This is a genomic window from Nonomuraea sp. NPDC050733 (assembly GCF_040654215.1).
Classification (GTDB): Bacteria; Actinomycetota; Actinomycetes; order Streptosporangiales; family Streptosporangiaceae; genus Nonomuraea.
Map to the genome: position 1 here is coordinate 19,147 of NZ_JBFAHO010000004.1, position 22,388 is coordinate 41,534.

Consider the following 22,388-nt stretch of genomic DNA (forward strand, 5'->3'; position numbering starts at 1 on the left):
GACTCTCCTAGGTGAGGAAGCTCTTGAGCTCGAACACGAGTTTGCGGATGTGGCCGGAGATCACCGGAGTGCCGAGGTCCTTGAACTTCTGGCGGAACCACGGGTTGACGCTCTGCCGGCCGGAGCTGTTCACCGAGCCGACGGGGATGAAGCGCACCCCGGAGCGGTGGACGGCCTGGATCCCGTCGAACAGCGGCTGCGACCGGTCGAACTCGTAGAAGTCCGAGATCCACACCATCACGGTGTTGCGCGGCTCGGCGATCTTCGGCCGGGCCATCGCCATCGCGACGGGCCCGTCGTTGCCGCCGCCGAGGTCGGTGCGCAGCAGCACCTCGAACGGGTCATGCACCCAGGGCGTCAGGTCGATCGCCCTGGTGTCGTACGCGATGAGGTGGACGTCCACCTTCGGCAGCCCGGCGAAGATCGACGCGAGGATGGTGCAGTTGACCATGGAGTCGACCATGGAGCCCGACTGGTCCACCACCACGATCAGCCGGGACGGCGTGTTCTTGCGGGCCGTGTGCCGGTAGAAGAGCCGGTCGACGTAGAGCCGCTGGTCCTCGGGGCTCCAGTTGGTGAGGTTCTTCCAGATGGTCCGGTCGAGGTCGAGGTTGCGGAACACCCGTTTGGGCGGCACGGACCGGTCGATCTTGCCGGCGCTGGTCTGCTCGACCTGTGTGCGGAGCACCTCGGCGACCTCGTCGACGAACCGGCGGATCAGCGCCTTGGCGTTGGCCAGCGCGATGCCCGACAGGTTGGCCTTGTCGCGCAGCAGCTGCTCGATGAGCGACATGCTGGGCGTGAGCTGCCTGGCCAGGGTGGGGTCGGCCAGCACCTCGCGCAGGCGCATCCGGCTGACCAGGTCGCCTTCGAGGCCGGCCAGGACGCCGCCCAGCTCGTCGCTCGCGGGGTTGGCGCGAAGCCCGCCGGGCTCGTGGCCGAGGGCGCGCTCGAACCAGCCGGCGTCCTGCTGCCAGCGGGCCAGGCCGCTCGCGGAGACACTGCCCGTGCCGGTCGCGAACACGTTGAGCAGCAGCTTCGACACCAGCGCGGCCCGGCGCACCTCGTCGGGGCCGATCTCCTCCGACTCCGGCAGTCCGGACACCATCAGGCCGTCGAACTCGGCGGCCAGCTCGGGGAAGCGCTGCACGACGTTGTCGACCGAGACGCCGGGGTCGAGCAGGGCGGCGGGCAGGCCGAGGTCGCCGACGACGGCCATGCTGCCCGCTTCGAGGGCGGGCTGCTCGTCGGCCTCGAAGACGCGGGACAGCAGCCGCCAGTAGAGCACCTGCCGCCGGTTCGCGTCAGCGCTCGAAGGCCCTGTGAGGGACTCGGCGGGGGACTCGCCAGGGGGCTCGGCGGGGGACTCGCTCGGGGATTCGCTCATCGCCGCAGCAGCCGTCCTGCCCGCTCCTGGAGCACGGCGACGACGTCGCCGGTCTTCGCCACGGCCTTGACCGCCTTGGGGTCGGTGGGGCCGAGCGCCCAGTCGCCGTTGCCGGCCTCGACCGGCTTGCGCTTGACCGTCGCCCGCACCGCCAGCGGCTGGACGGACCATCGTCCGCCGTCCCAGCGCATGAGGCCGACGCAGGCGGTGGAGGCCGCCACGAGCTGGGGGGTCAGCGGGCCGCATGAGGGCAGCCGGTCGGTGTCGAGGGCGATCGGGTGGCCGTCGACGTCGAGCGTGCCGTCGCCGGTCACCGTGTAGCCCTCCAGCAGGACGGGCTCGGCGATCCGCGCGGGATGGCGGTCGAGGGGCGACGCCGGCGGGGCGAGCGCGCCGGCGAGCTGGACGCGGGCCACGGCGAACGGGTCGGCGGGCTCGCCCGCGCGGGCCCGGTCGTCGTGCCACACGAGGTCGCCGCCGGGCAGCAGCGGCATGCCGGTGAGGTCGAGGGCGCGCTGCCCGGCCAGCGCCGTCAGCAGCGCCGGATGGCCTCTCAGCAGTTGCCACACGGCGGGGCCGGTGATCGTGTCGACCTTCATGGCGCTGACGCTCGCCCGCACGAGCCGCTTCGGCTCGTCGCCGGCGGGCTCCAGCACGCCGTGGACCTGGACCTGCACGGCGGTGCCGTGCTCGTGGACGTCCACGCCCAGCGGCAGCAGCCGCCCGGAGACCGTGACCGGCTCCGGACGGGCGGGCAGGCCGCCGGGCTGGGCGAGCAGGAGGGCCCGCGCCCACAGGTCGCCCCAGCGGCGGGCGGGCAGGTGCGGCATCAGGCCGATCGGGGTGGAGGCGGCCAGCTCGGCCGCCAGCCCGTCGAGCAGCACCGCGAGGCGGCGCGCGGCGGGCTGGGCGAGCAGGGCCTCGACGGCCTGGCCGGAGCCGGAGACCAGGTCGTGGTCGACGCCGCGCCAGCCGGTGATGGCCAGCTCGTGCAGCCAGGCGCGGCCGGCGGCGAGCAGGTTGGCGGGGACGCCCGGCTCGTCCGGCGTCGCGCCGGTGGCCGGCCAGGGCTCGCGGTCGCGGCCGAGCGCGGCGTCGAGCCGGTCGAGCAGGGCGTCGTGGACCGCGCCGAGCAGCGCGGTGCGGGCCCCGGCGAGAGCCGCCAGGTGCTCCTCGCCGACCGAGCCCGCGGCGATCTTGGCCGCCGCCTCGGCCGCCCGGTCGCCCAGGGGCGTGCCGGCCATGGCCCCGGCCAGGGCGGCCAGCGCCCCGGCCCGCTGCTCGCCGAGCCGGGCGAACCCGTTGGCGAGCGCGTCGTCGAACCCCGTCACCAGCTCCAGGGCCTGCCCGGTCCCGGGTATGTCGCCGTCGAGCAGCGCGGCGAGTTGCACTCCCCGCATCACGCACCCGCCCCGGTCGCCGGGAACCAGTGCAGCTCGGGCACCGGCTCACCCGTGCCCGGCAGCTCCAGGTACGCCAGGTGGCGCAGGAACCGGCTGAACACCATGGACGCCTGCGTCCGCTCCACCGAGCCGTCGAGGGCGCGGATCAGGTCGCCGTCCTCGCCGACCTCGGCCCGCAGGTAGCCCGCCACGCGGTCCAGGCCGTACTGGAGCACGGCCTCGGCGACCAGCGCCTGGAGGTGCTTGCACGGCGAGCCGTACAGGCCGCCGCAGGGCCGGTTGTTGTTGGTGCTGCAACTGTACGCGTGGGTGCCGGCGGCGATCGAGGAGACGTACACCCGCTCGATGTCGGAGCCGCTCGACACGACTCCCTGCAACCGTCCGTCGGCCAGCTCGACGAACGGCACCTTGGCCAGCTTGCGGGGCCGGAGCGGTGGCACCACCGGCACCACGCTGCGCTGCTCCCACGCGGCCATGTCCGCGGTCACGACCTTTCGACCTCCCAGCCCGGTACGGCTCGCGGACGCCTGATCGTGCGACGGCACTACGCGAACGGCCGATTGAATGATCCGAGAATGTACCCCACCCCGACGACAATTCCGGAGCCGACAAGATCACCGGGGTCGGGGCGTCAGGAGGGCAGGGCGCGGCGCAGGAACGCGAGCTGGTGCAGCAGCAGGTTCTCGGCCACGGACTCCTCGACGGGCAGGTGGGTGGTGCGCGGCAGCGGCAGCACCTCGTGCGCCTTCCCGGCCGCGAGCAGCGCCGCGGACAGCCTCAGGGTGTGCGCCGGCGCGACGTTGTCGTCGGCCAGACCGTGGATGAGCAGCAGCGGCCGGGTGAGCGACGCGGCCTCCAGCACGGGGGAGCAGCGGTCGTACGCCTCCGGGTGCTCGTCCGGGTGTCCGAGGTGGCGCTCGCGCCAGTGCGTGTCGTACAGCCGCTGGTCGGTGACGGGCGCGCCCGCGACGGCGGCGTGGAAGACGTCGGGCCGGCGCAGCACCGCGAGCGCGGCCAGGAACCCGCCGAACGACCAGCCCCGGATCGCCACCCGTGACAGGTCCAGCTCGGGCCGGTGGGCCGCCGCCTCGCGCAGCCCCTCGACCTGGTCGTCGAGCACCGGCCCGGCGAGGTCGAGGTGGATCTCCCGCTCCCAGGCGGGCCCGCGTCCGGGCGTGCCCCGGCCGTCCACCGCGAGGACCGCGAAGCCCTGCTCGGCGAACCACTGCGAAACGTACGTCCACCACGCCTGCTCGGCGGTCACCTTGCGCAGGGCCGGGCCGCCGTACGGGTCCATGAGGACGGGCAGCGGGGCGTCGCCGGGCCGGTGCCAGGAGGGCAGGAACAGGGCGGCGCGCAGCCCGCGGGGGCCGAGGCTCAGCAGCTCGGGCCGGGGCTCCAGCACGGGCCGCTGCGCGTGCGACGCGATCTCCGGCTCCACGGCTTCCCCCGCGCCGTGGACCGTGACGCGGGTGCCGGGGCGGTCGAGGGTGCGGGAGAGGAGCACGGTGGTGCCGCCCCGCCGCACGGCGCTGTGGACGCCCGGCTCGGTGGTCAGTGGCCGCGCCCCGGTGTCCGGGTCGTACGCCCAGACGTGGGTCTGCGTCGGCTCGTCCGTCGCCGCGAACAGCACGGTACGGCCGTCCACGGCGAGCACGCCGAGGAGCTGGAGGCCGGGCGGGGTCACGGGCACGCCGTCGGCCATCAGCCGGCGCGTGCCGTCCACGTCGCCGGCGGTGAGCAGCACACCGGCCGAGTCGCGGGCGGGCAGGCCGGGCAGGAGCTCCACCCAGGCGTCGTCGCGCTGCTCGGCCAGCACCCGGGCCGCCCCGGTGGCCGGGTCGACCCCGAGCACCTGGACGTGGCGCTGGTCGCGGCTCTGCACGGACGCGTACGGCCCGGCGGCGTCCCAGCCGGCGTCGGTCAGGTACTCGAACCCCTTGGCGTCCCAGGCGACCGAGGTGAGCGGGCTCCGTCCCTCGGCGTCGGCGATCCACAGGCTGACCTCGGCGTTGGCCGTGCCCGCCGACGGGTAGGGAAAGCTGACCGGAGGCCGGGAGGGGTCGGAGGGGTCGGCCAGGTGCCAGCGGCGCACGGGCGCGGTGTCCACCCGGGCCACGAGCAGCCGGGTGCCGTCGGGCGACCACCAGTAGGCGCGGTGGCGGCCCATGGACTCGCTCGCGACGTGCTCGGGAAGGCCGAAGGTGACCTCCGGCCCGTCCGGGACTGCCACCGCCCGATCCACGGCGTCTTCTGTGTCGGCCGCTTCTGTGTCGGCCGCTTCTGTGTCGGCCGCTTCTGTGTCGGCCACGCGGAGGGCGCCCCCGCTGACGTACGCGACGCGGCGGCCCGTGGGGTCCGGGCGGGGGTCGAGGACCGGCTCGGCCGCGGCGACCGGCCGTACCAGGCCGTCGGAGACGCGGACCGTCCACAGCCGGCCGGAGAGCGCGAAGGCCAGCAGCTCGCAGGCGGCGTCGGCGGCGTAGGCGACGATGCCGGAGGACAGCTCGCCGGCCCGCTGGCGCCGGGTGAGCTCCTCGGCGGAGAGCTCCTCGCCCGCGCCCACGAGCAGCACGCGGGGGTCGGCGAGGAGGCGTTCGCGGCCGGTGGCGACGTCGAGCGCCCACAGGCAGCTCACCGGGTCGTCGCCGGCACGGCTGCGCAGGAAGACGACGGTGCCGCCGTCGAGCGAGACGCTGATCTTGCCGGGCGCGCCGAGCGTGAACCGCCGGGTGCGGGCGAGCTGACGCGGCAGGGACAGAACGGACATGCTGCTCCTTCGGGTGGCAAGGGACATCCGAAAAGCAGTTTGGCCGTCTCCGCGGGAGCGGAGACGGCCTGTCAGTCCACGATCAGTTTATCAGCTCCCGGCGCGGGAGCGACGACGGCGGAGACGCGCCGAGCGACTGAGGAGGTTTCCGGCACAGGCTCAGGAGCTTCGAGTAAAGTGACGGACGCGCATAATGATCTAATCCGGTGCGGATGTGGTCAGAGCGGTCGTCGTGGCGATCCGGTAGGCGGTGTAGATGGCGGGTCTCGATCTCCAGTACAAAGCGCTCGACGACGGCCAGACGGTCGCGCGCGAGCTGGCCAAGGACTACAGCGCGGCGGCGGGCGGCTATCCGGCCCCGACGGCCGACTCTCTGATGTTCGGCAAGCTCGACAGCTCCTCCGCTCTCGCGGGCCTGCTCGACGAGGTCGAGCAGATCGCCAGCGACGACCTGGAGTACGCCCATCGGCGGCTCTCCGGCGTCGAGGCGGGCCTTGAGGACGTACGGGGCAACACCAAGAAGGCCGGCAAGTCCAGCGAAGTGGCGGCGGTCTGATGGGCGCGACCGAGACCGTCGACGGGCTGCCCGGCGGCGGCTCCGAGTTGGCCGGCATCCTGCAGAAGGTCAACGGCAGCCCCAGCACCATCCGCGACGTCGCCAAGCGCTGGCGCGGCACCGCGGGCAAGGTCGGCACCGGCACCGGCCGGCTCGCCACCGCGGTCAAGAACATCAACACCGGCTGGCAGGGCGGCTCCGCCGACGAGTTCGTCAAGTACATGCGCAACTACCAGGTCGCGGGTGACGCGCTCAACGACGTGCTCAGCGGCTGCGCGGGCACCCTCGACTCGGTCGCCGACGCGCTGGAGACGGCCCACTCGAAGGTGAACGGGATCTGCGAGGGCGTGCTCGCCCAGGTCCGCTCGTTCCGGACGCAGAACCCCGACGCGACGCAGGCCGACTTCGACAAGGCGATCGCCCCCGTGGTCCAGCAGGCCATCGGTGAGGCCGAGACGCACGTCTCGACCGCGAACAAGGCCGTCGGCGACGCCGAGACCGCCATCAGGAAGGCGATCAAGGCGAAGCACGCCTCGTTCAAGGCCATCAAGCAGGCTGGCGACGACGCGTTCGGCACGACCGGCTGGCAGCCGACCCCCGTCCCCAAGTGGACGACCACCTCCCTGGCCAGTGCGGACGGTGGCGGCGGAGCATCCCCTGCGTCCTACTCGGCCCCGTCCACCGGCGGGTCCGGCGCCACGGCGGCCTATTCGGGGGGCGCCGCGACACCCGTGCCGTTCGTGACGGGCAACGGCACTGGGGCCGACATCGTCAACGCCGCGCGGCAGCACATCGGCAAGCCGTACGTCTGGGGCTCCAACGGCCCGTCGTCCTTCGACTGCAGCGGCCTCGTCTACTACGCGCTGAACCAGTCCGGCATCAAGATCGGTGACGCCACCGCCGCGGTCTACCAGGCCAGCGGCCAGGCCGTCACCGGTCCGCCGCAGCCCGGCGACCTCGTCTTCTTCGGCCAGCCGGCCCACCATGTCGGCATCTACGCCGGCGACGGCCAGATGATCCACGCCCCGCGTCCCGGCGACGTGGTCAAGGTGTCCACGGTCGCCAGCAACGCGAGCCTGGGCCCCGTCACGTACCGCCGCTTCGCCTGACCGCGCCTCACCTGACCGCGCCTCACCTGACCGGGCATACCCCCGCCCACGAGGGTAGGGGCGCGGCCATGCGAGCTCATCTCTCCAGCGACGCCCCGCGGGTCGGGGACGGCGGGACCGTACGCGACAGGTGCGAGCGGGCGGCCCGCCAATCCCTCGGCCTGGCCGAGCTGCGGCCCGGCCAGCTGGAGGCGATGACGTCGCTGGCCGAGGGCCGCGACACGCTCGTCCTGATGCCCACCGGCAGCGGCAAGTCGGCCATCTACCAGGTGCCCGCGCTGCTGCTGCCCGGCCCGACCCTGATCGTGTCGCCGCTCATCGCCCTCCAGCGCGACCAGGTGGAGGCGCTGCGCCGCCAGCGGCACGACGAGAAGGCGACCAGCGTGGACGCCGGCACGTCCGCGAGCAGGCGGGCGGCCACGTTCGAGTCGCTGCGCGCGGGGGAGACCGAGTTCCTGTTCTGTGCGCCCGAGCAGCTCGCCCGGCCCGACGTGGTGCGCGAGCTGGCCGAGGCGAACATCTCGCTCATGGTCGTCGACGAGGCCCACTGCGTGTCGGCCTGGGGGCACGACTTCCGGCCCGACTACCTGCGGCTCGGCTCGGCCGCCGAGGCGATCGGCCGCCCGGTGATCGCGGCGCTCACGGCGACGGCCGCCCCGCCCGTCCGTGAGGAGATCGTCGAGCGGCTCGGCATGCGGGACCCGTTGCAGATCGTGCGCGGGTTCGACCGGCCCAACATCACCCTGTCGGTGCGCCGGGAGCTGGCCGACGCCGCCGACGCGCTGGTCGCGGCGGTGCTGGAGCAGCCGCAGCCCGGCATCGTCTACACGGCGACGCGCCGGCGGACCACCGAGCTGGCCGGCCGGCTGGCCGAGGCGGGCCTGCGGGCGGAGGCGTACCACGCGGGGCTGCGCCGGGGCGAGCGCGACGCGGTGCACGGCAGGTTCATGGCGGGCGAGCTGGATGTCGTGGTGTCGACCAGCGCGTTCGGCATGGGGATCGACAAGCCGGACGTCCGGTACGTCTTCCACAGCGAGATCCCCGGCTCCCTGGACGCCTACTACCAGGAGATCGGCCGCTCGGGCAGGGACGGCGACCCGGCTCGGGCGCTGCTCTTCTACCGGCCCGAGGACCTGGGCCTCCAGCGGTTCTTCACCGGCGCACTCCCGGACGTCGAGGCGCTGGAGCGCGTCGCCGAGGCCGTCGCGAGGTCCGGCGGGATCGGGCGCAAGGAGCTGCGCGAGCGGACCGAGCTGTCGCCCCGGCGCCTGACCACGCTGCTCGACCTGTTGCAACGCGCCGGGGCCGTCCGGCTGAGCACGCGCGACATCACGCCGGTGCCCGGCGGGCCCGACCCCGCCTCCGCCGCCGCGCGGGCGCGGGAGCTGGCCGAGCGGCACCGCGAGATCGAGCGCACCCGGCACGAGATGATGCGCCGCTACGCCGAGACCCTCGACTGCCGCCGGCGGTTCCTGCTCGCGTACTTCGGTGAGGACCTGGGGGAGCCGTGCGGCAACTGCGACGCCTGCCACGCGGGGACCGCGGGTGAGCCGGCGCGCGGCGACGGGCCGTTCCCGGTCCACGCGCAGGTGGAGCACGAGACGTGGGGGCCGGGGGAGGTCATCCGGCGCGACGAGGACCGGCTGACGGTGCTGTTCGAGGAGGCCGGGTACCGGGAGCTGCTGCTGGAGGCCGTCGTGGACCAGGACATCCTGCGCGAGAGCGGCGCCTGAGCCGCGCACTCGGCTGTCAGGCCACCGGAGCCAGGAGGTGGCGGCCGAGCCACTCGACGACCTTGCCGACGAAGGCCGCCCGGTTGGGCGGCCGCCTGATCTCGTGCCCCTCGTCCGGGAACAGCAGCTCCTCGCACACCACCCCGCGCGCCCGCGCCGCCTGGACGGCCTGCCGGGCCTGGTGCAGGGGCACGTTCGTGTCGTGGACCCCGTGGACGACGAGGAGCGGCGCCTCCAGCCGGTCGAAGTGCCGCAGCGGCGACAGGGCGCGCAACAGATCGCGGTCGGTCTCCGGGTGCCCGTACTCGCCGACCGCGGCGGCGGCGATCCACGGCTCGGTACGGGCGTAGAAGCTCTCGAAGTCCGACATACCGCACACATCGATGCCCGTCCGGAAGAGACCGGGATGGGTGACCAGCGCGGCCAGGGTCAGGTAGCCGCCGTACGACCATCCCATGCAGGCGATCCGGCGTGGGTCGGCGGCGCCCAGCCGGACGAGCTCGGTGGCGCAGTCGGCCACGTCGTCGATCGCGTGGAAGCGCAGCTCGCGGTCGTCCGCCTCGCGGAAGGCCCGGCCGTAGCCGGACGAGCCGCGCACGTTGGGGGCGAGCACGCCGATGCCCGAGGCGACGAGGTTGTGATAGAGCGGGTTGAAGGCCGGCCGCTCCTGGTCCTCGGGGCCGCCGTGCAGGTGGACCAGGTACGGCGCGGGCCCGTGGCCGTTCGGGGGACGGTACAGCCAGGCGGCCAGCTCCAGGCCGTCGCGGGCCCTGAGGTGGACCAGCTCGGCGCGTGGCGCCCCGGTCAGCCGCCCCGCGCCCGCCACCTGGTCGTACCGGCCGGTGGCGAGGTCGCACAGCAGCACGTGGGAGGGCTGGTCCGGCCCCTCTGCGGCCAGGACGGCCGTGCCGCCGTCGAGGCTCATCCGGATCGAGGTGACCATGTCGGCGGGCGGGGGAGGGAGCGGGCTCACGACCCCTGTGCCGGTGTCCAGGACCTCCAGGGCGGAGCGGCCGTGCTCGTTCCACACGAGGACCGCGCGCCGCCCGTCGGCGCTCAGCGCGAACTGGTCCAGCTCGGCGTCCTCCCGCTCGGCCAGCACGACATGCGACCGCGCCTCACGGTCGTCCCCCCGTACGAGCACCGGCTCGCCCCCACGCACCGCCAGCAGGGCGGCACGGTCGCGGCCCGCGTCGGACAGCAGGTAGGCCGTCTCCCCGTCCGGCGACAGGATGCCGTAGTCGGTCGAGCCCGGCAGGCCGGCCAGCAGCGGCCGTTCGTCTCCCGCGCCGGGACCGCAGCCGGCCACCGACATGCGCCGCGCGCCCCTCGGCCCCCGGCGCAGCAGCAGCGTGGCGTGGTCGCGGCTGACGGCGGCGGGCCGGAGCAACGGGCCGGCCGCGACGACCTGGCGGCTTCCGGTCGCGGCGTCCACGAGCACGGCCTCGGTCAGCCCCGAGGCCGAGGTCTCCGTGACGAGCAGCACCTCGCCGCGTCCCGTCCACCGGACGAACGACGCCGATCCGCCGGGCGGCGCCGCGAGCGGGCGCAGGTCGCCGCCGTCCGGCCGTACGGTCCACACCTCGGTGTGCTCTCCGCCGCCGGGCGCGACGAGGACGGCCAGCCGCTCACCGGTCGGCGCCCAGGACACGTCGGCGACCGGCTCCGGGCCGGTGTCGACGGGCCGGGCCGGCGCGCCGCCCGGCTGGCCGCCGCCGGTGTCCTCCTCGCCGGCAGGCCACCCGTGCTCCGTGGCCGGCATGGCGTGCTCGGCGGGCCGCCCCGCGTCGGCGAGTGGCTGGATCCACACGCGGGGACGGCCGTCCCGGTCGCTGACGTACGCGACGGCCCCGTGGTCGGGGGACAGCGCCGGGGTCAGGCAGTTCCATGCGGTCAGGCTCTCCGGCGCGGGCAGCGGCACCGACAGGGCGGGGACGGACACAGCGGGGGACGGGGCCATCAGACTCCCTGGGCCTGCAGCCACAGCTCCAGCAGCCCGAGCTGCCACAGGGTGTTCACGCCGGTGGTGGCGCGGTCGCGGTCGGGGTCGTCGAGCAGCGCCTTGACGTAGGCGGGCTGGAACAGGCCGCGCGAGCGGGCGGCCTGACCGGTGAGCGCGTCGCGGACCATGTCGAGCACGGGCCCGTCGAGGTGGCGCACGGCGGGGACGGGGAAGTAACCCTTCGGCCGGTCGATGATCTCGCTCGGCAGGAGCTTGCGGGCGGCGTCCTTGAGCACACCCTTGCCGCCGTCGGCGAGCTTGAGCTCGGCGGGGCAGGCCGCGGCCAGCTCGACCAGCTCGTGGTCGAGGAACGGCGTGCGCGCCTCCAGGCCGTGGGCCATGGTCATGTTGTCCACCCGTTTGACCGGGTCGTCGACGAGCATGGCGGTCGTCTCCAGGCGCAGGACGGCGTCCAGCGCGGTGTCGGCGCCCGGCCTGGCGGTGTGGGCACGCACGTAAGCGCTGCTGGCGTCGTGGTCGAGCAGGTAGTCGGGGCTCACGACACCGGCGAGCGCGTCGTGCGGCCGGTCCGCGAACTCGGCGAGGTAGACCTCGGCGGCCCGCTCCCTGGGCACCCCCGCCAGCGGCTGGAACCAGCTGTAGCCACCGAACACCTCGTCGGCCCCCTGCCCGGACTGCACCACCCTGACGTGCTGCGCGACCTCCTGCGACAGCAGATGGAAGGCGACGCAGTCGTGGCTGACCATCGGCTCGCTCATCGAGCGCACCGCCCGCTCCAGCCCGGTCAGGAGGCGGCTGTCCGGGATGCGGATGCGGTGGTGGTCCGTGCCGAAGCGCCGCGCCATCAGGTCGGAGTAGGCGAACTCGTCGCCGCGCTGGCCGCCCGCCGACTCGAAGCCGATGCTGAACGTGGCCAGGTCCGCCTGGCCCTCCTCGGCCAGCAGCGCGAGGATCAGGCTGGAGTCCAGGCCGCCCGACAGCAGTACGCCGACCGGCACGTCCGCGACCATCCGGCGGCGCACGGCCGCGCGCAGCGCCTCCAGGACGGCGTGCCGCCACTCGTCGTCGGAGAGGCCGGCCCGCTCGGGCAGGGCCGACCGGGTGTGGGCGGGGTCCCAGTAGTGGCGGTCGGTGCTGGTGCCGTCGGTCTCGAAGGTGCGCACGGTGGCGGCGGGCAGCCTGCTGACGCCGTTGAGGATGGTCCGCTCGCCGGGCACCAGGGAGTGGAAGGTCATGTAGTGGTGCAGGGCGACCCGGTCGATCGTGGTGTCCACGTCGCCGCCGGCCAGCAGGGCGGGCAGGGTGGAGGCGAAGCGCAGGCGGTCGCCGGACCGGGAGAGGTACATCGGCTTGATGCCGAGCCGGTCGCGGCCCAGCGTGAGCCGCCCGGTGTCACGCTCGGCCACCGCGAAGGCGAACATGCCCTTGAAGCGGTCGACGCACTCGACGCCCCACCGGTGGAACGCCTTGACCAGCACCTCGGTGTCGGAGGTGGAGAAGAACCGGTACCCGGCGGCACGCAGCTCCTCGCGCAGCTCGCGGTAGTTGTACAGGCAGCCGTTGAACACCGCGGCGAGGCCCAGCTCGCCGTCCACCATGGGCTGGGCGGCCTTGTCGGACAGGTCGATGATCTTGAGGCGGCGGTGGCCGAGGGCGACGGGGCCGGTCGACCACAGTCCGGATCCGTCGGGCCCCCGCTCGCGCATCGCCTCGGTCATGCGGTCCACGGCGCCCATGTCCGCCGCTTTCCCGTCGAAGCGCATCTCGCCGCTCAGCCCACACATGTGTCAGTCGCCTTCCGCATCTCGCACAGTCCCTCACACGGCCCGTTTCCGCACGCGGCCGGCTTTCTCCGCCGGCCGGTCGTTCCCGGGCTTCCCGGGCTTTCTCGTGCTTCCCGGGCTTTCTCCGGCCTTCTCAGGCGGCCGGTCGGTACGACGACGAGGCGTCGCCGCCCAGGGGCTCCCACCCGCCGGACCGCGTCTCGGCGAGGAGCATGTCCACCACGTCACCCAACAGCCCCCGCCGGGCGAACGCCTCCCGCTGCCGCGCGGCCGAGCTGCCCCTGGCCAGCGCGTCGCCGGCGAGCTCGGAGATCAGCTCCCAGTCGCCCGCCTCCTCCAGGTACGGCCGCAGGTCGTCCACCATCCGGGTGATCACCTCGGCGGCGGGCCGCGGGACGCCCTCCACCGGGTCCACCAGCTCCCCTTCGAGCCCGGAGCGCGCCGCCTGCCACGTCGCCGCCCGCACGCCCTCCAGCGGAACCTCCAGGCCGGGGGAGCGCCGCACCTCCTCCAGCTCGCGGGCCACCAGCGCCCGGAACAGCCCGGCGATCAGCACGATGTCGTCCACGCGCGGACAGGAATCGCAGACGCGCAGCTCCACGGTCGGGACGTGCGCCGACGGCCGGATGTCGAAGTAGATCATCCCGGAGTCGCTGATCACGCCGGACTGGATGAGGTCGTGGATCATCCGCTCGTAGTCGGCCACGGAGTCGTAGCGGGCCATCGGCCCGGCCGTGGGCCAGCGCTGCCACACCATGGTGCGGTAGCTGCCGTACCCCGTGTCGGCGCCCAGCCAGTACGGCGAGCTTGAACTGAGCGCCAGCAGCGGCGGCGCCCACGCCGCCAGCCGGTGCGCGACCGCGAGGGCCAGCTCCCGGTCGGTGATCTCGGCGTGGACCTGCGTCCCGCAGATGAGCTGCTCGCGCGTGAGGAGCTGGTAGTCGTCCAGCATCTGCTCGTAGCGCGGGTCGGGCGAGACCTTCATCCGGTCGATGTCGGCCAGCGGCACGCTGCCGGCCGCCACGATGCCGAGCCCGAGGCTCTCCGCCCGCCGGACCACCATCGCGCGCATGCCGCCCAGGTCGCGCGCCAGGTCCTCCAGCCTCCAGAACGGCCTGCTGTTGGCCTCCAGCGTGGAGGACTGGAGCTCCTTGGTGAAGCAGTCGTCCGGCAGCATGTCGAGGAGCATCCCCGCCCTCGGCACCAGGTGACGGGTCCGCGTGTCGACGATGTGGAACTCCTCCTCGACGCCCAGCGTGATCGCGGAGCCGGTCACCAGGGACACCCCCAAGTCTCATCGCTCGTCCGCATTGCGGTCACCTGCCCTAAAAATCGCCTTTAGCACCTCATGGTGCTTATGCGATCTTTGTTGCGACCGTTACGGCGTGCCTCCACATTCGTCCCCAGCCGCGGCGCGTACGGGGATCGGACGCCTCAGCCGCCCGCCTTCGACCCCGCGAACGCGAGCTGGAATCCGGCCAGGGCGATGATGCCCGCCAGCAGTCCCCACCCACCCGCCTGCAACCACTCCGGCATGACCAGGCGGCTTCCCTCACGACACTCCACGCAAACGCGATGCACGCGCACTGCGCGGCGCGCGCTCAGAAGCCGGTCTCCCACCGTTCGGCGTGGCTCATCTCGGACAGGACCCTGTCCACATGGCGTACGGTCCAGCCGCTTCCCGCCGTCTTCAAGCCCTGCTCGACGTACTTCCGCACGTCCCACCCGTCCAGGGCGGCCAGTGAGTCCAGCGCCGCGGAGGGCGAGGCGGAGTGTTCCGCCGCGGCCCGTTCGTCCCAGCCGTCCTCGACCAGCCGACGACGGACGTAGCGCATGAGGACAGCGGGATCCTCCACCAGGAAGTCCCACCGCCCCGCCAGGCTCAGCCGCGGCACCCCGTCGAACGGTTCGTCATCTGTTTCGCCGCTCTCCTCCAGGTCGGCGAACACGTCATCCCACCCGGCGACCTCGCCGATCGCGTCCGCGTAGGAACGCGCGGCCGACCTGACGCGAGCGACCGACTCCGCGACGGCCTCACTCGATGAGCCGTTCGGGGACGCCAGGGCGGCGAGATCACGGAGCGCCTTCACCAGCTGCTCGCAGGCGAGGCCGACATCAGCATGTTCCGGCACGGCAGGAACCTATCGAAACTCCCGGATCGTTCCTTCGTAGATAATCCGCACCGGGATCGTCTGGGTAGGCTGGAGGCATGACAGCGATGGCTCCCACGCGTACCGAAACCGACCTGTCCTTCCTGCTCGACCACACCAGCCACGTGTTGCGCACCCAGATGGCCGCGGCCCTCGCCGAGATCGGCCTGACGGCGCGCATGCACTGCGTACTGGTGCACGCCATGGAGGAGGAGCGGACCCAGATCCAGCTCGCCGAGCTGGGCGACATGGACAAGACCACGATGGTGGTGACGGTGGACGCGCTGGAGAAGGCCGGGTACGCCGAGCGCCGCCCGTCCAGCACGGACCGGCGGGCGCGCATCATCGCGGTCACGGAGGCGGGCGCCGCCATCGCCCGGCACAGCCAGGAGATCGTGGACGGCGTCCACCGGGCGAGCCTCCAATCGCTGCCCGACGACGAGCGCGAGGTCCTGGTACGCGCCCTGAACCGCCTGGTCAGCGGACATCTCGCCACCCCCGCCGAAGGGCCCCAGCAGACGCGCCGGGCCCGGGAGCGCAAAAGTTAGATCCGAAGAGGATCGTCTATTACAAAACCATCTGTTATGGTCTTTCCTGTCGAGCTCAATGACGGGAGAGAACATGTCGCACGTGGGAACCTCGCGCTGGACAGCACTCGGAGTGCTGTCCGCGACGGGACTGATGACGGTCCTGGACGGCAGCATCGTGACGGTCGCGATGCCGGCCATCCAGGAGGACCTGGACTTCTCGCCCGCCGGGCTGAGCTGGATCGTCAACGCGTACCTGATCCCCTTCGGCGGGTTGCTGCTCCTGGCGGGCAGGCTGGGTGACCTGATCGGGCGCCGGACGATGTTCCTCGCCGGGAACGCGATCTTCACGGCCGCCTCCCTGCTGGCGGGCGCGGCCACCGGTCCCGGCCTGCTGATCGCCGCCCGGTTCCTCCAGGGCGTCGGGAGCGCGCTGGCCTCCGCTGTTGTCCTGGGCATCCTGGTGACGCTGTTCACCGAGCCCGGCGAACGGGGCAAGGCGATCGCGATCTTCAGCTTCACCGGGGCGGCGGGCGCGTCGATCGGCCAGGTCCTGGGCGGCGTACTCACCGACGCCCTGAGCTGGCCCTGGATCTTCTTCATCAACGTGCCGATCGGGGTGATCACCGTCCTGCTCGCGCTGCGGGTCCTGCCCGCCGACCGCGGGATCGGCCTGGCCGCCGGCGCGGACATGGCCGGCGCCGCGCTCGTGACCACCGGACTCATGCTCGGCATCTACACGGTGGTCAAGGTCGAGGAGTACGGGTGGCTGGCCGCCCACACGCTCGGCCTCGGCGCGGTGTCACTGGCCCTGCTGACCGGGTTCGTCGTACGGCAGGCCACCGCCGTGGCGCCGCTCATGCCGCTGCGAATCCTGCGCTCGCGCAACGTGGCCGGCGCGAACCTCGCCCAGATGCTGGCCCTGTCCGGCATGTTCGCCTTCCAGGTCCTCGTCGCCCTCTACATGCAGCGGGTCCTCGGCTACGGCGCGCTGGACACCGGCCTCGCCATGCTCCCGGCCGCGGTCGGCATCGGCTCGATCTCCCTGTTCGTCTCGGCGCGGCTCAACGCCCGCTTCGGCGCCCGCGCCGTCCTGCTGGCCGGCCTGGTGCTGCTCGTCGCGGCGATGCTCGTGCTCACCCGCGTCACGGTGGACGCCGGGTACGTCACGCACCTGCTCCCTCCGATGCTGCTGATCTCGGGCGGCGGCCTGGTGCTGCCGGCCCTGGCCACGATCGCCATGTCGGGAGCGCGGGAGAGCGACGCGGGCCTGACCTCCGGACTGTTCAACACCACCCAGCAGGTCGGCATGGCCATCGGCGTCGCCCTGCTGTCCACGATGGCCGCCTCCCGCACCGGGGAGCTCCTGGCCACCGGCGCCGGCCAGGCGGCCGCGCTGACCGGCGGCTACCGGCTCGCGTTCACCATCTCCGCCGGGCTGCTGGTCGCGGCGTTCGCCGTGGCCCTCCTCGTCCTGCGCCGGCCCACCCCGGCCACCGCCGACCGGCTCGCCCCGGAGGAGGCGGCGGCGCTGGAAACCCCCGCGACCTCCTGAAACACCAGCCTTCCGCCCGGCGCGCACCAGAAGCACGCGCCGGGCGTTCCGGCGTGTGTTCAGGAGGTCGAGGAAGCGGCGATCAGTTGCAGTGCTCCCAGCCACTGATCCAGCCGCTGTCACCGTAGCCGCCGCCCCACATGATGCAGCGTCCCCCGGCGTTCACCTTCACCGGACCCGCGTAGTACTGGTAGTGGCCGGGGTCGACATCGAAGTACATGCTGCTGTGACGCAGTCGGGCCTCCACGTACGTGGTGTTGCCCCTGGCTCCCGTCTTCCAGGTCACCACGCAGTTGGTGGTGCCGTTGTAGAGCAGATAGGTGATGGCGCTTGAGCCGAAGGCGTGGCTGTCGATGACGTGGTAGCTGCCGCCGCCGCAGGCTTCCACCGGGGAAGACGCCGCCGCGGCGGGGCCGCTGGTGGCGACCGTGCCGGCCAACGCGGCGACCAGGCTGAGTGCTGCGACGGCCGACTTCTTGATCTTGTTCATGCTGTGCATGGTCCTTTCGTGGAGCCGGAAGATGCCGATCGCGAACTGATCAACATGTCGAAGAGGTAGACGCCGGAAATGGGCCGTCGCGTTCTATGACATAGATCACGCCACTGAACGTGGAGATCTGCGCCGGCTGACCGTCCCGCCGCCTTGACACCGGAGGTGGGATCAGCCGGGACCGGTCAGGACGAGCACAGCATGCGTGTGGCCCGCCAGGCGCCGCTGAGGGGCGTCACTGCGCGACGCCGCGCGCCGCTGATTTGACCTTGACGCTGCGTCAACTTCTAGCATCGGGGCCATGTCGATCACTGTTCTTGACACCTACTCCGCCATGAGGCGGATCCTGCAGGCCCCGGTTGCGGACCGCGCTGACCTGCTGCGTTCGATGCTGGAGGCCAACAGGGGCATGTACCGCTACTACCCTGGCGAGCTCGACCTGGTGGCCATGCACCTCCAAGCGTGTGGGTTTCCCATCGACCGCGACGAGGAGCGTTGCCTCGACGCGCTCGAAACCCTGGCGGCGGCCGGAGCCTGGGAGCGGATGCAACGCGCGCTCGACGACGCTCTCGCCGTACTGCTGGAGGCGACGCCGGGGCTGCAGGCCCCGGACATCACCGTGCTGTTCGTCCTCGGCGATCCGGCTGACAAGCACTTCATGGGTCCCTGCAAAGGATTGACCGGGTTCGGCGGCATCTCGGGCAACATCGCCATCACGTTCTGGCCCTACCCCGAGAACGTGGAGCGGCTGGAGGCCACCGCCGTGCACGAACTGCACCACAACCTGCGGTGGAGCCCGGGCGGGGTCGTGTGGGACCCGATGACCGTCACGGTCGGCGAGCACATCGTCGGCGAGGGCCTGGCCGACGCCTTCGCCCGCCAGCTCTACGGCGACGAGCTCGGCTACGCCCGCATCGGCGTGCCGCACCTGCACGACGACGAGGTCTTCGCCAAGGTGCTCACCGGGCTCGACGTGACAGGCATGCACAACTTCACCGCCTGGGCGCACGGCGACCCCGGCGCCGAGCACGTCGGTGTCCCCCCGGTGGGACTGCCGATGGGCGCCGGATACGCCGCGGGCAACCGGCTGGTCGACACCTACCTGGCGGCGACCGGCAAGACGGCGGCACAGGCCCTGCACGCCGACAGCTCGGAGATCATCGCCGCCACGCTCCGCCGCGGGTAACACTGGAGGGATGGAGTGGACGATCCAGGAACTCGCAGCGAGGGCCGGCATCAGCAGCCGCACCCTGCGTCACTACGACCGCGTCGGGCTCTTGGCCCCGTCCCGGGTCGGCGCGAACGGGTACCGTTACTACAACTCCACCGCGGTCGCCCGACTACAGCGGATCCTGCTCATGCGCCGGCTCGGCATGGGCTTGCCGGCCATCGCCGAGGTCCTGGCCGACGAGGTGGACACGTGTGACGGGCTCCGCGCCCACATCGCCGCACTGGAAGAGGAACGGGACCGCATCGACCGGCAGATCCGTTCGGTGTGTCACACGCTCGAGGCCCTGCAGGCGGGGGCGGAACCACGGATGGACGTCATGTTGGCGGGGTTCAACGACCGCTACAAGGACGAGGTGATCTCACGCTGGGGCGAGCGCGCGTTCCAAGTGAGCAACGACTGGTGGCATGGCAAGACCCTTGACCAGCAGCTGGCCTGGAAGCAGAACACCGAGGACCTCGTCGCCGCGTGGGTCGCCGCAGCCAAGGCCGAGGTTTCCCCGACATCGGCACACGCTCAGTCACTGGCCGCCCGGCACGTCCAGTGGCTGAGCCAGATCCCGGGCACCCCCACGGCCGAGGGCGATAGGGAGTGCTCGATCGAGATGGTCAAAGGCCTGGGCGACATGTACGTCGACGACCCCCGCTTCGCCGGCATGTACGACGACGACGCGGGGGCGAGGTTCGTCCGCGACGCCCTGCACGCGTATGCGCGGACCCGGATGTAGCTCGTCGGGTTCGCAGAAATGGTCATCATCTTGAGCTGCTGATCATTGCAGGGAGAGCGGCTCGCAGGAGCTGGGTCGTTTCCGGTCACAGCACGCCGATACTGCGGAGGACCACGCCGTACAGGCGGTCCGTCGTCAGGTAGCCGGAGTGGCGGGAGTCGTGCGAACGGTCAGGGTTGTCGCCCAGGACGACCAGGTGACCGGCCGGGACGCGGATGCCAGGAGCGACCCGCAGGGCGGGGACGGTGTCGCGCGGAATGGGGTCACCCGGCAGAGCCGCGACACGCTTGATGATCCAGCGGGGCCTCAGTCCGGCGCGACCGGCCGGGACGAGTTCGCTGAGCACGACGACCTGCCCGGTCCGCAGCGAGCCGGCCCGCGCCCGCCGGACGAGCACCCGCTCTCCCGGCTGGTACGTCGGCAGCATGCTCTCCCCGTGGACGGTCACCACCAGGTACCGCCGCCGCACCCCGACGACCACGGCGAGCGCCACGGCAAGGCCGAGTACGGCGACGAGGGCCACCGCCGCGCTCACCGCGAGGATCCTGTCGCCTCGGCTGCCATGGATTCCGCGTCGTCCCGGTACCCGGCCGCCTGCCGGTCGAACAGCCGGGCGTACGTGCCGCCCGCGGCCAGCAGCCGGGCGTGCGTGCCCGTCTCGATGACGACACCGTCGCCCAGCACCACGATCCGCTCGGCGTCCCGGACCGCGCCGAGCCGGTGGGAGACGACGACGCTGGTGCGCCCGGACCGCAGCTCGGCGAGCCGGCGGTGCACCTCGTGCTCAGCCTCCGGATCCAGGCCGGAGCTGGGCTCGTCGAGGATCATCAGATCCCGGTCGCGGCGCAGGAACGCCCGGGCGAGCGCCAGCCGCTGCCATTGCCCGCCGGAGAGCGACACGCCGGAGTCCGGGCCCTCCTCGTCCTCCTCCTCCAGCGGGAATCCGCGGCTCAGCAGGGTGCGGTAGCCGTAGGGCAGGGCCGTCAGGGTGTCGTGGACACCGGCGTCCCGCGCGGCCTGCTCGATCCGCGTCCGGTCGGCCGCGGCGGGGAGGTCGCCCACCGCGATGTTGTCGGTCGCCGTCAGCTCGTACGACACGAAATCCTGGAAGGCGGCGCCGATCCGGGCGCGCAGCGTCTCCGGCGGCACGTCGCGGATGTCCACGCCGTCCCACAGGATCGCTCCGCGCGTCGGGTCGTAGAACCGGCACAGCAGCTTCACCAGCGTGCTCTTGCCCGCGCCGTTGCGGCCGACCAGCGCGACGGTCTCCCCGTACGGGATGAACAGGTCGACGCCGCGCAGGATCCAGGGGTGGTCGGGGCCGTAGCGGAACCAGACGTCGCGCAGTTCGATGCCCCGCCGTAGCGGCGGCAACGACGCGGGGCGGCGCGGCGGGTCCGGCGCGTCGTCCACGATCTCGACGTGGTGGTGGAAGGTCAGCAGGTGCTCGTACGCCATGACCCCGGACGCCACCAGGCTGCTCAGCGCCGCCTGGACGCCGGCGAGCGCCGCCGCGAACATCGACACATCGCCGACGCTGAGTCGTCCCTGCCCGGCCGCCGTGATCGCCCACACCAGTCCGACGCCGGCGACGATCGCCGAGGCGCCCGCCAGACCGCCCTGGACCAGGAGCTCCCGCCGGTCCATGCGGCGGCGGGCGGCGTTCGCGGTGCGCAGTTCGGCCAGCATGCGCAGCCGCAGGAAGGCGCCGAGGTCGAACAGGCGGATCTCCTTGGCGGCGTCCACCGTGGACATCAGCCGGGCGTAGAAGAACTCGCGGCGCTCGGCCGGGCCGATCCGCCACATCATCGCGGCCCGCTGCCGCGACAGCCGTAGCTCGATGAGCAGCGCGGGAAGGGCCGAGAGCAGAACCAGCGCGGTGAACGTGGCGTTGACCAGAGCCAGAGAGGCGACGAAACCGGCGACGGTCACCGCGCTGCGCGCGGCCGAGAGTGCGCTGTCCACCAGCCGGCCCGGGTGGCTCGCGCTCTGCTGGGCCAGCCGCAGCCGGTCGAGGAAGGCCGGGGTCTCGAACCTGGCCAGCCCCGTGAAGCGGGACACCGCGGCGAACAGCTCGTCCTTCGCGTCAAGCGCCGCGCGCCGGTCCACTTCGGCGCGCAGGTAATGCCCGGCATGGGAGGCAGCCGCGGCGGCCGTCCCGGCCACGGCGATGGCGATCGCCGGGACGAGCAGGGAGCCGGTCTGCCGATGCGCCACCCCGTCCAGCACCGTCTTGGTCAGCCAGGCCACGGCGACCGGGACGGCGGCGCCGACCACCGTGACCCCCAGGTATCCGAGGATGTGGAGCGGCGCCGACCGCCACACCAGCGCGGCGGCCCGGGTGGCACAGCGTGCCAGGGCCGCCCTCGTGACCTCCGGCTCCCGCTCGCTCACGCGGCCGATCCGGCGGGCAGCCGGGAGATCCGGGACGCCACCGCGAGCAGCCTCCCGCCAGCCGCCACTTGGAAGAAGGTCGGGTACGACTGCACCCCGAACGCCGAGCCGACCGGCGCGGTCGTGTCGTCCACGACCACCTGGGCCACTGGCGTGAGCGTCGCCACGAGGCTCTCGGGGTCGCCGGACCGGCCGTCGACCACCGCCAGCACCCGCTCCCGGTCCTGCTCCGCCGCCCAGGAGGCCAGCTCGGGAAGCTGCTCGTGGCAGCCGGCGCAGTCCGGCGACAGGAACGCCACGACCGTCCCCTCGGGCAGGAGGTCGCGGGTCACCCGGGCTCCGTCCACGGTGGTCGCGGCGAAGTCGGCGACGACGTCGTCGACGGCGGGGCCGGCGCCCGCCACGGGCGGACCCATGAGGTCCACCTGTTCGTACAGGGCGTCCAGCAGCTTGGTGTGCTCCCGGATGCGCCGGACCAGCCCGAGCGTCACCAGAAGCAGCACCAGGCAAAGGGCGCAGAGGAGGGCCACAACGGCGATCAGATAGGACACAAGTCACCTCCATGTCGGCGGGTCTACGGCGGCGTGCGCCCGGCGGCAGGTCCCGCCCGCC

At 72.8% G+C, this 22,388-nt stretch carries 19 protein-coding genes; 7 read left to right on the forward strand and 12 right to left on the reverse strand.

What is annotated here, in order from left to right; translation table 11 throughout:
* Positions 1 to 7 precede the first annotated feature (7 nt).
* The 4 genes from AB0H64_RS09645 to AB0H64_RS09660 form a co-directional block, all read right to left on the reverse strand.
* Positions 8 to 1,387 carry a VWA domain-containing protein gene (locus AB0H64_RS09645; RefSeq protein ID WP_357622241.1) on the reverse strand — a complete coding sequence of 460 codons (1,380 nt, stop codon included), beginning with the start codon at positions 1,385 to 1,387 and terminating at the stop codon, positions 8 to 10.
* On the reverse strand, positions 1,384 to 2,787 hold the full coding sequence (locus AB0H64_RS09650) for a hypothetical protein (protein ID WP_357622244.1): 1,404 nt from the start codon (positions 2,785 to 2,787) through the stop codon (positions 1,384 to 1,386). The genes AB0H64_RS09645 and AB0H64_RS09650 overlap by 4 nt, the downstream gene beginning before the upstream one ends.
* Complete coding sequence (locus tag AB0H64_RS09655) at positions 2,787 to 3,278, reverse strand: hypothetical protein (protein ID WP_357622247.1); 492 nt, start codon at positions 3,276 to 3,278, stop codon at positions 2,787 to 2,789. The genes AB0H64_RS09650 and AB0H64_RS09655 overlap by 1 nt, the downstream gene beginning before the upstream one ends.
* Before the next feature lie 143 nt (positions 3,279 to 3,421).
* Positions 3,422 to 5,560 carry a prolyl oligopeptidase family serine peptidase gene (locus tag AB0H64_RS09660; protein ID WP_357622249.1) on the reverse strand — a complete coding sequence of 713 codons (2,139 nt, stop codon included), beginning with the start codon at positions 5,558 to 5,560 and terminating at the stop codon, positions 3,422 to 3,424.
* Positions 5,561 to 5,816: 256 nt separating this feature from the next.
* On the opposite strand from AB0H64_RS09660, the gene AB0H64_RS09665 reads away from it, so the two are divergent.
* From AB0H64_RS09665 to AB0H64_RS09675, 3 genes are all read left to right on the forward strand, one after another.
* Positions 5,817 to 6,116: a hypothetical protein gene (locus tag AB0H64_RS09665; RefSeq protein WP_357622252.1), complete on the forward strand. Its 300-nt coding sequence runs from the start codon at positions 5,817 to 5,819 to the stop codon at positions 6,114 to 6,116.
* The gene (locus AB0H64_RS09670; RefSeq protein WP_357622255.1) at positions 6,116 to 7,225 is read left to right on the forward strand and encodes an NlpC/P60 family protein; all 1,110 of its coding nucleotides are present in this window, start codon (positions 6,116 to 6,118) and stop codon (positions 7,223 to 7,225) included. Before AB0H64_RS09665 ends, AB0H64_RS09670 begins: the two co-directional genes overlap by 1 nt.
* Before the next feature lie 68 nt (positions 7,226 to 7,293).
* Entirely contained in the window at positions 7,294 to 8,958 is a 1,665-nt protein-coding gene (locus AB0H64_RS09675) for a RecQ family ATP-dependent DNA helicase (protein WP_357622258.1), read from the forward strand.
* A 16-nt stretch (positions 8,959 to 8,974) separates the two neighbouring features.
* Here the strand turns inward: AB0H64_RS09675 and AB0H64_RS09680 are convergent, their stop codons facing one another.
* The 4 genes from AB0H64_RS09680 to AB0H64_RS09695 form a co-directional block, all read right to left on the reverse strand.
* Entirely contained in the window at positions 8,975 to 10,918 is a 1,944-nt protein-coding gene (locus tag AB0H64_RS09680) for a prolyl oligopeptidase family serine peptidase (RefSeq protein ID WP_357622261.1), read from the reverse strand.
* Entirely contained in the window at positions 10,918 to 12,705 is a 1,788-nt protein-coding gene (locus AB0H64_RS09685; RefSeq protein ID WP_357622264.1) for an N-acetylglutaminylglutamine amidotransferase, read from the reverse strand. The genes AB0H64_RS09680 and AB0H64_RS09685 overlap by 1 nt, the downstream gene beginning before the upstream one ends.
* 133 nt (positions 12,706 to 12,838) lie before the next feature.
* Complete coding sequence (locus tag AB0H64_RS09690; RefSeq protein WP_357622266.1) at positions 12,839 to 13,990, reverse strand: glutamate--cysteine ligase; 1,152 nt, start codon at positions 13,988 to 13,990, stop codon at positions 12,839 to 12,841.
* Positions 13,991 to 14,306: 316 nt separating this feature from the next.
* On the reverse strand, positions 14,307 to 14,837 hold the full coding sequence (locus tag AB0H64_RS09695; RefSeq protein WP_357622269.1) for a hypothetical protein: 531 nt from the start codon (positions 14,835 to 14,837) through the stop codon (positions 14,307 to 14,309).
* Between the two features lie 77 nt (positions 14,838 to 14,914).
* Between AB0H64_RS09695 and AB0H64_RS09700 the strand changes: the two genes are divergently transcribed.
* Entirely contained in the window at positions 14,915 to 15,403 is a 489-nt protein-coding gene (locus tag AB0H64_RS09700; protein ID WP_357622271.1) for a MarR family transcriptional regulator, read from the forward strand.
* Between the two features lie 73 nt (positions 15,404 to 15,476).
* Positions 15,477 to 16,937 carry an MFS transporter gene (locus AB0H64_RS09705; RefSeq protein WP_357622274.1) on the forward strand — a complete coding sequence of 487 codons (1,461 nt, stop codon included), beginning with the start codon at positions 15,477 to 15,479 and terminating at the stop codon, positions 16,935 to 16,937.
* An 82-nt stretch (positions 16,938 to 17,019) separates the two neighbouring features.
* Here AB0H64_RS09705 and AB0H64_RS09710 read toward each other — a convergent pair whose 3' ends face one another.
* The gene (locus AB0H64_RS09710; RefSeq protein ID WP_357622277.1) at positions 17,020 to 17,427 is read right to left on the reverse strand and encodes a hypothetical protein; all 408 of its coding nucleotides are present in this window, start codon (positions 17,425 to 17,427) and stop codon (positions 17,020 to 17,022) included.
* A 301-nt stretch (positions 17,428 to 17,728) separates the two neighbouring features.
* Between AB0H64_RS09710 and AB0H64_RS09715 the strand changes: the two genes are divergently transcribed.
* A complete protein-coding gene (locus tag AB0H64_RS09715; RefSeq protein WP_357622279.1) occupies positions 17,729 to 18,613 on the forward strand; it encodes a DUF2268 domain-containing putative Zn-dependent protease in 885 nt (294 codons plus the stop codon).
* Positions 18,614 to 18,623: 10 nt separating this feature from the next.
* Positions 18,624 to 19,382 (forward strand): MerR family transcriptional regulator, encoded by a 759-nt coding sequence (locus AB0H64_RS09720; protein WP_357622282.1) that lies wholly within the window; start codon positions 18,624 to 18,626, stop codon positions 19,380 to 19,382.
* A gap of 85 nt (positions 19,383 to 19,467) precedes the next feature.
* Here the strand turns inward: AB0H64_RS09720 and AB0H64_RS09725 are convergent, their stop codons facing one another.
* From AB0H64_RS09725 to AB0H64_RS09735, 3 genes are read right to left on the reverse strand one after another with little or no spacing between them, the layout of a single operon-like run.
* Complete coding sequence (locus AB0H64_RS09725; protein WP_357622285.1) at positions 19,468 to 19,917, reverse strand: S26 family signal peptidase; 450 nt, start codon at positions 19,915 to 19,917, stop codon at positions 19,468 to 19,470.
* Positions 19,914 to 21,776 (reverse strand): ABC transporter ATP-binding protein, encoded by a 1,863-nt coding sequence (locus AB0H64_RS09730; protein WP_357622287.1) that lies wholly within the window; start codon positions 21,774 to 21,776, stop codon positions 19,914 to 19,916. The genes AB0H64_RS09725 and AB0H64_RS09730 overlap by 4 nt, the downstream gene beginning before the upstream one ends.
* A complete protein-coding gene (locus AB0H64_RS09735; protein ID WP_357622290.1) occupies positions 21,773 to 22,327 on the reverse strand; it encodes a hypothetical protein in 555 nt (184 codons plus the stop codon). Before AB0H64_RS09735 ends, AB0H64_RS09730 begins: the two co-directional genes overlap by 4 nt.
* Positions 22,328 to 22,388 lie beyond the last annotated feature (61 nt).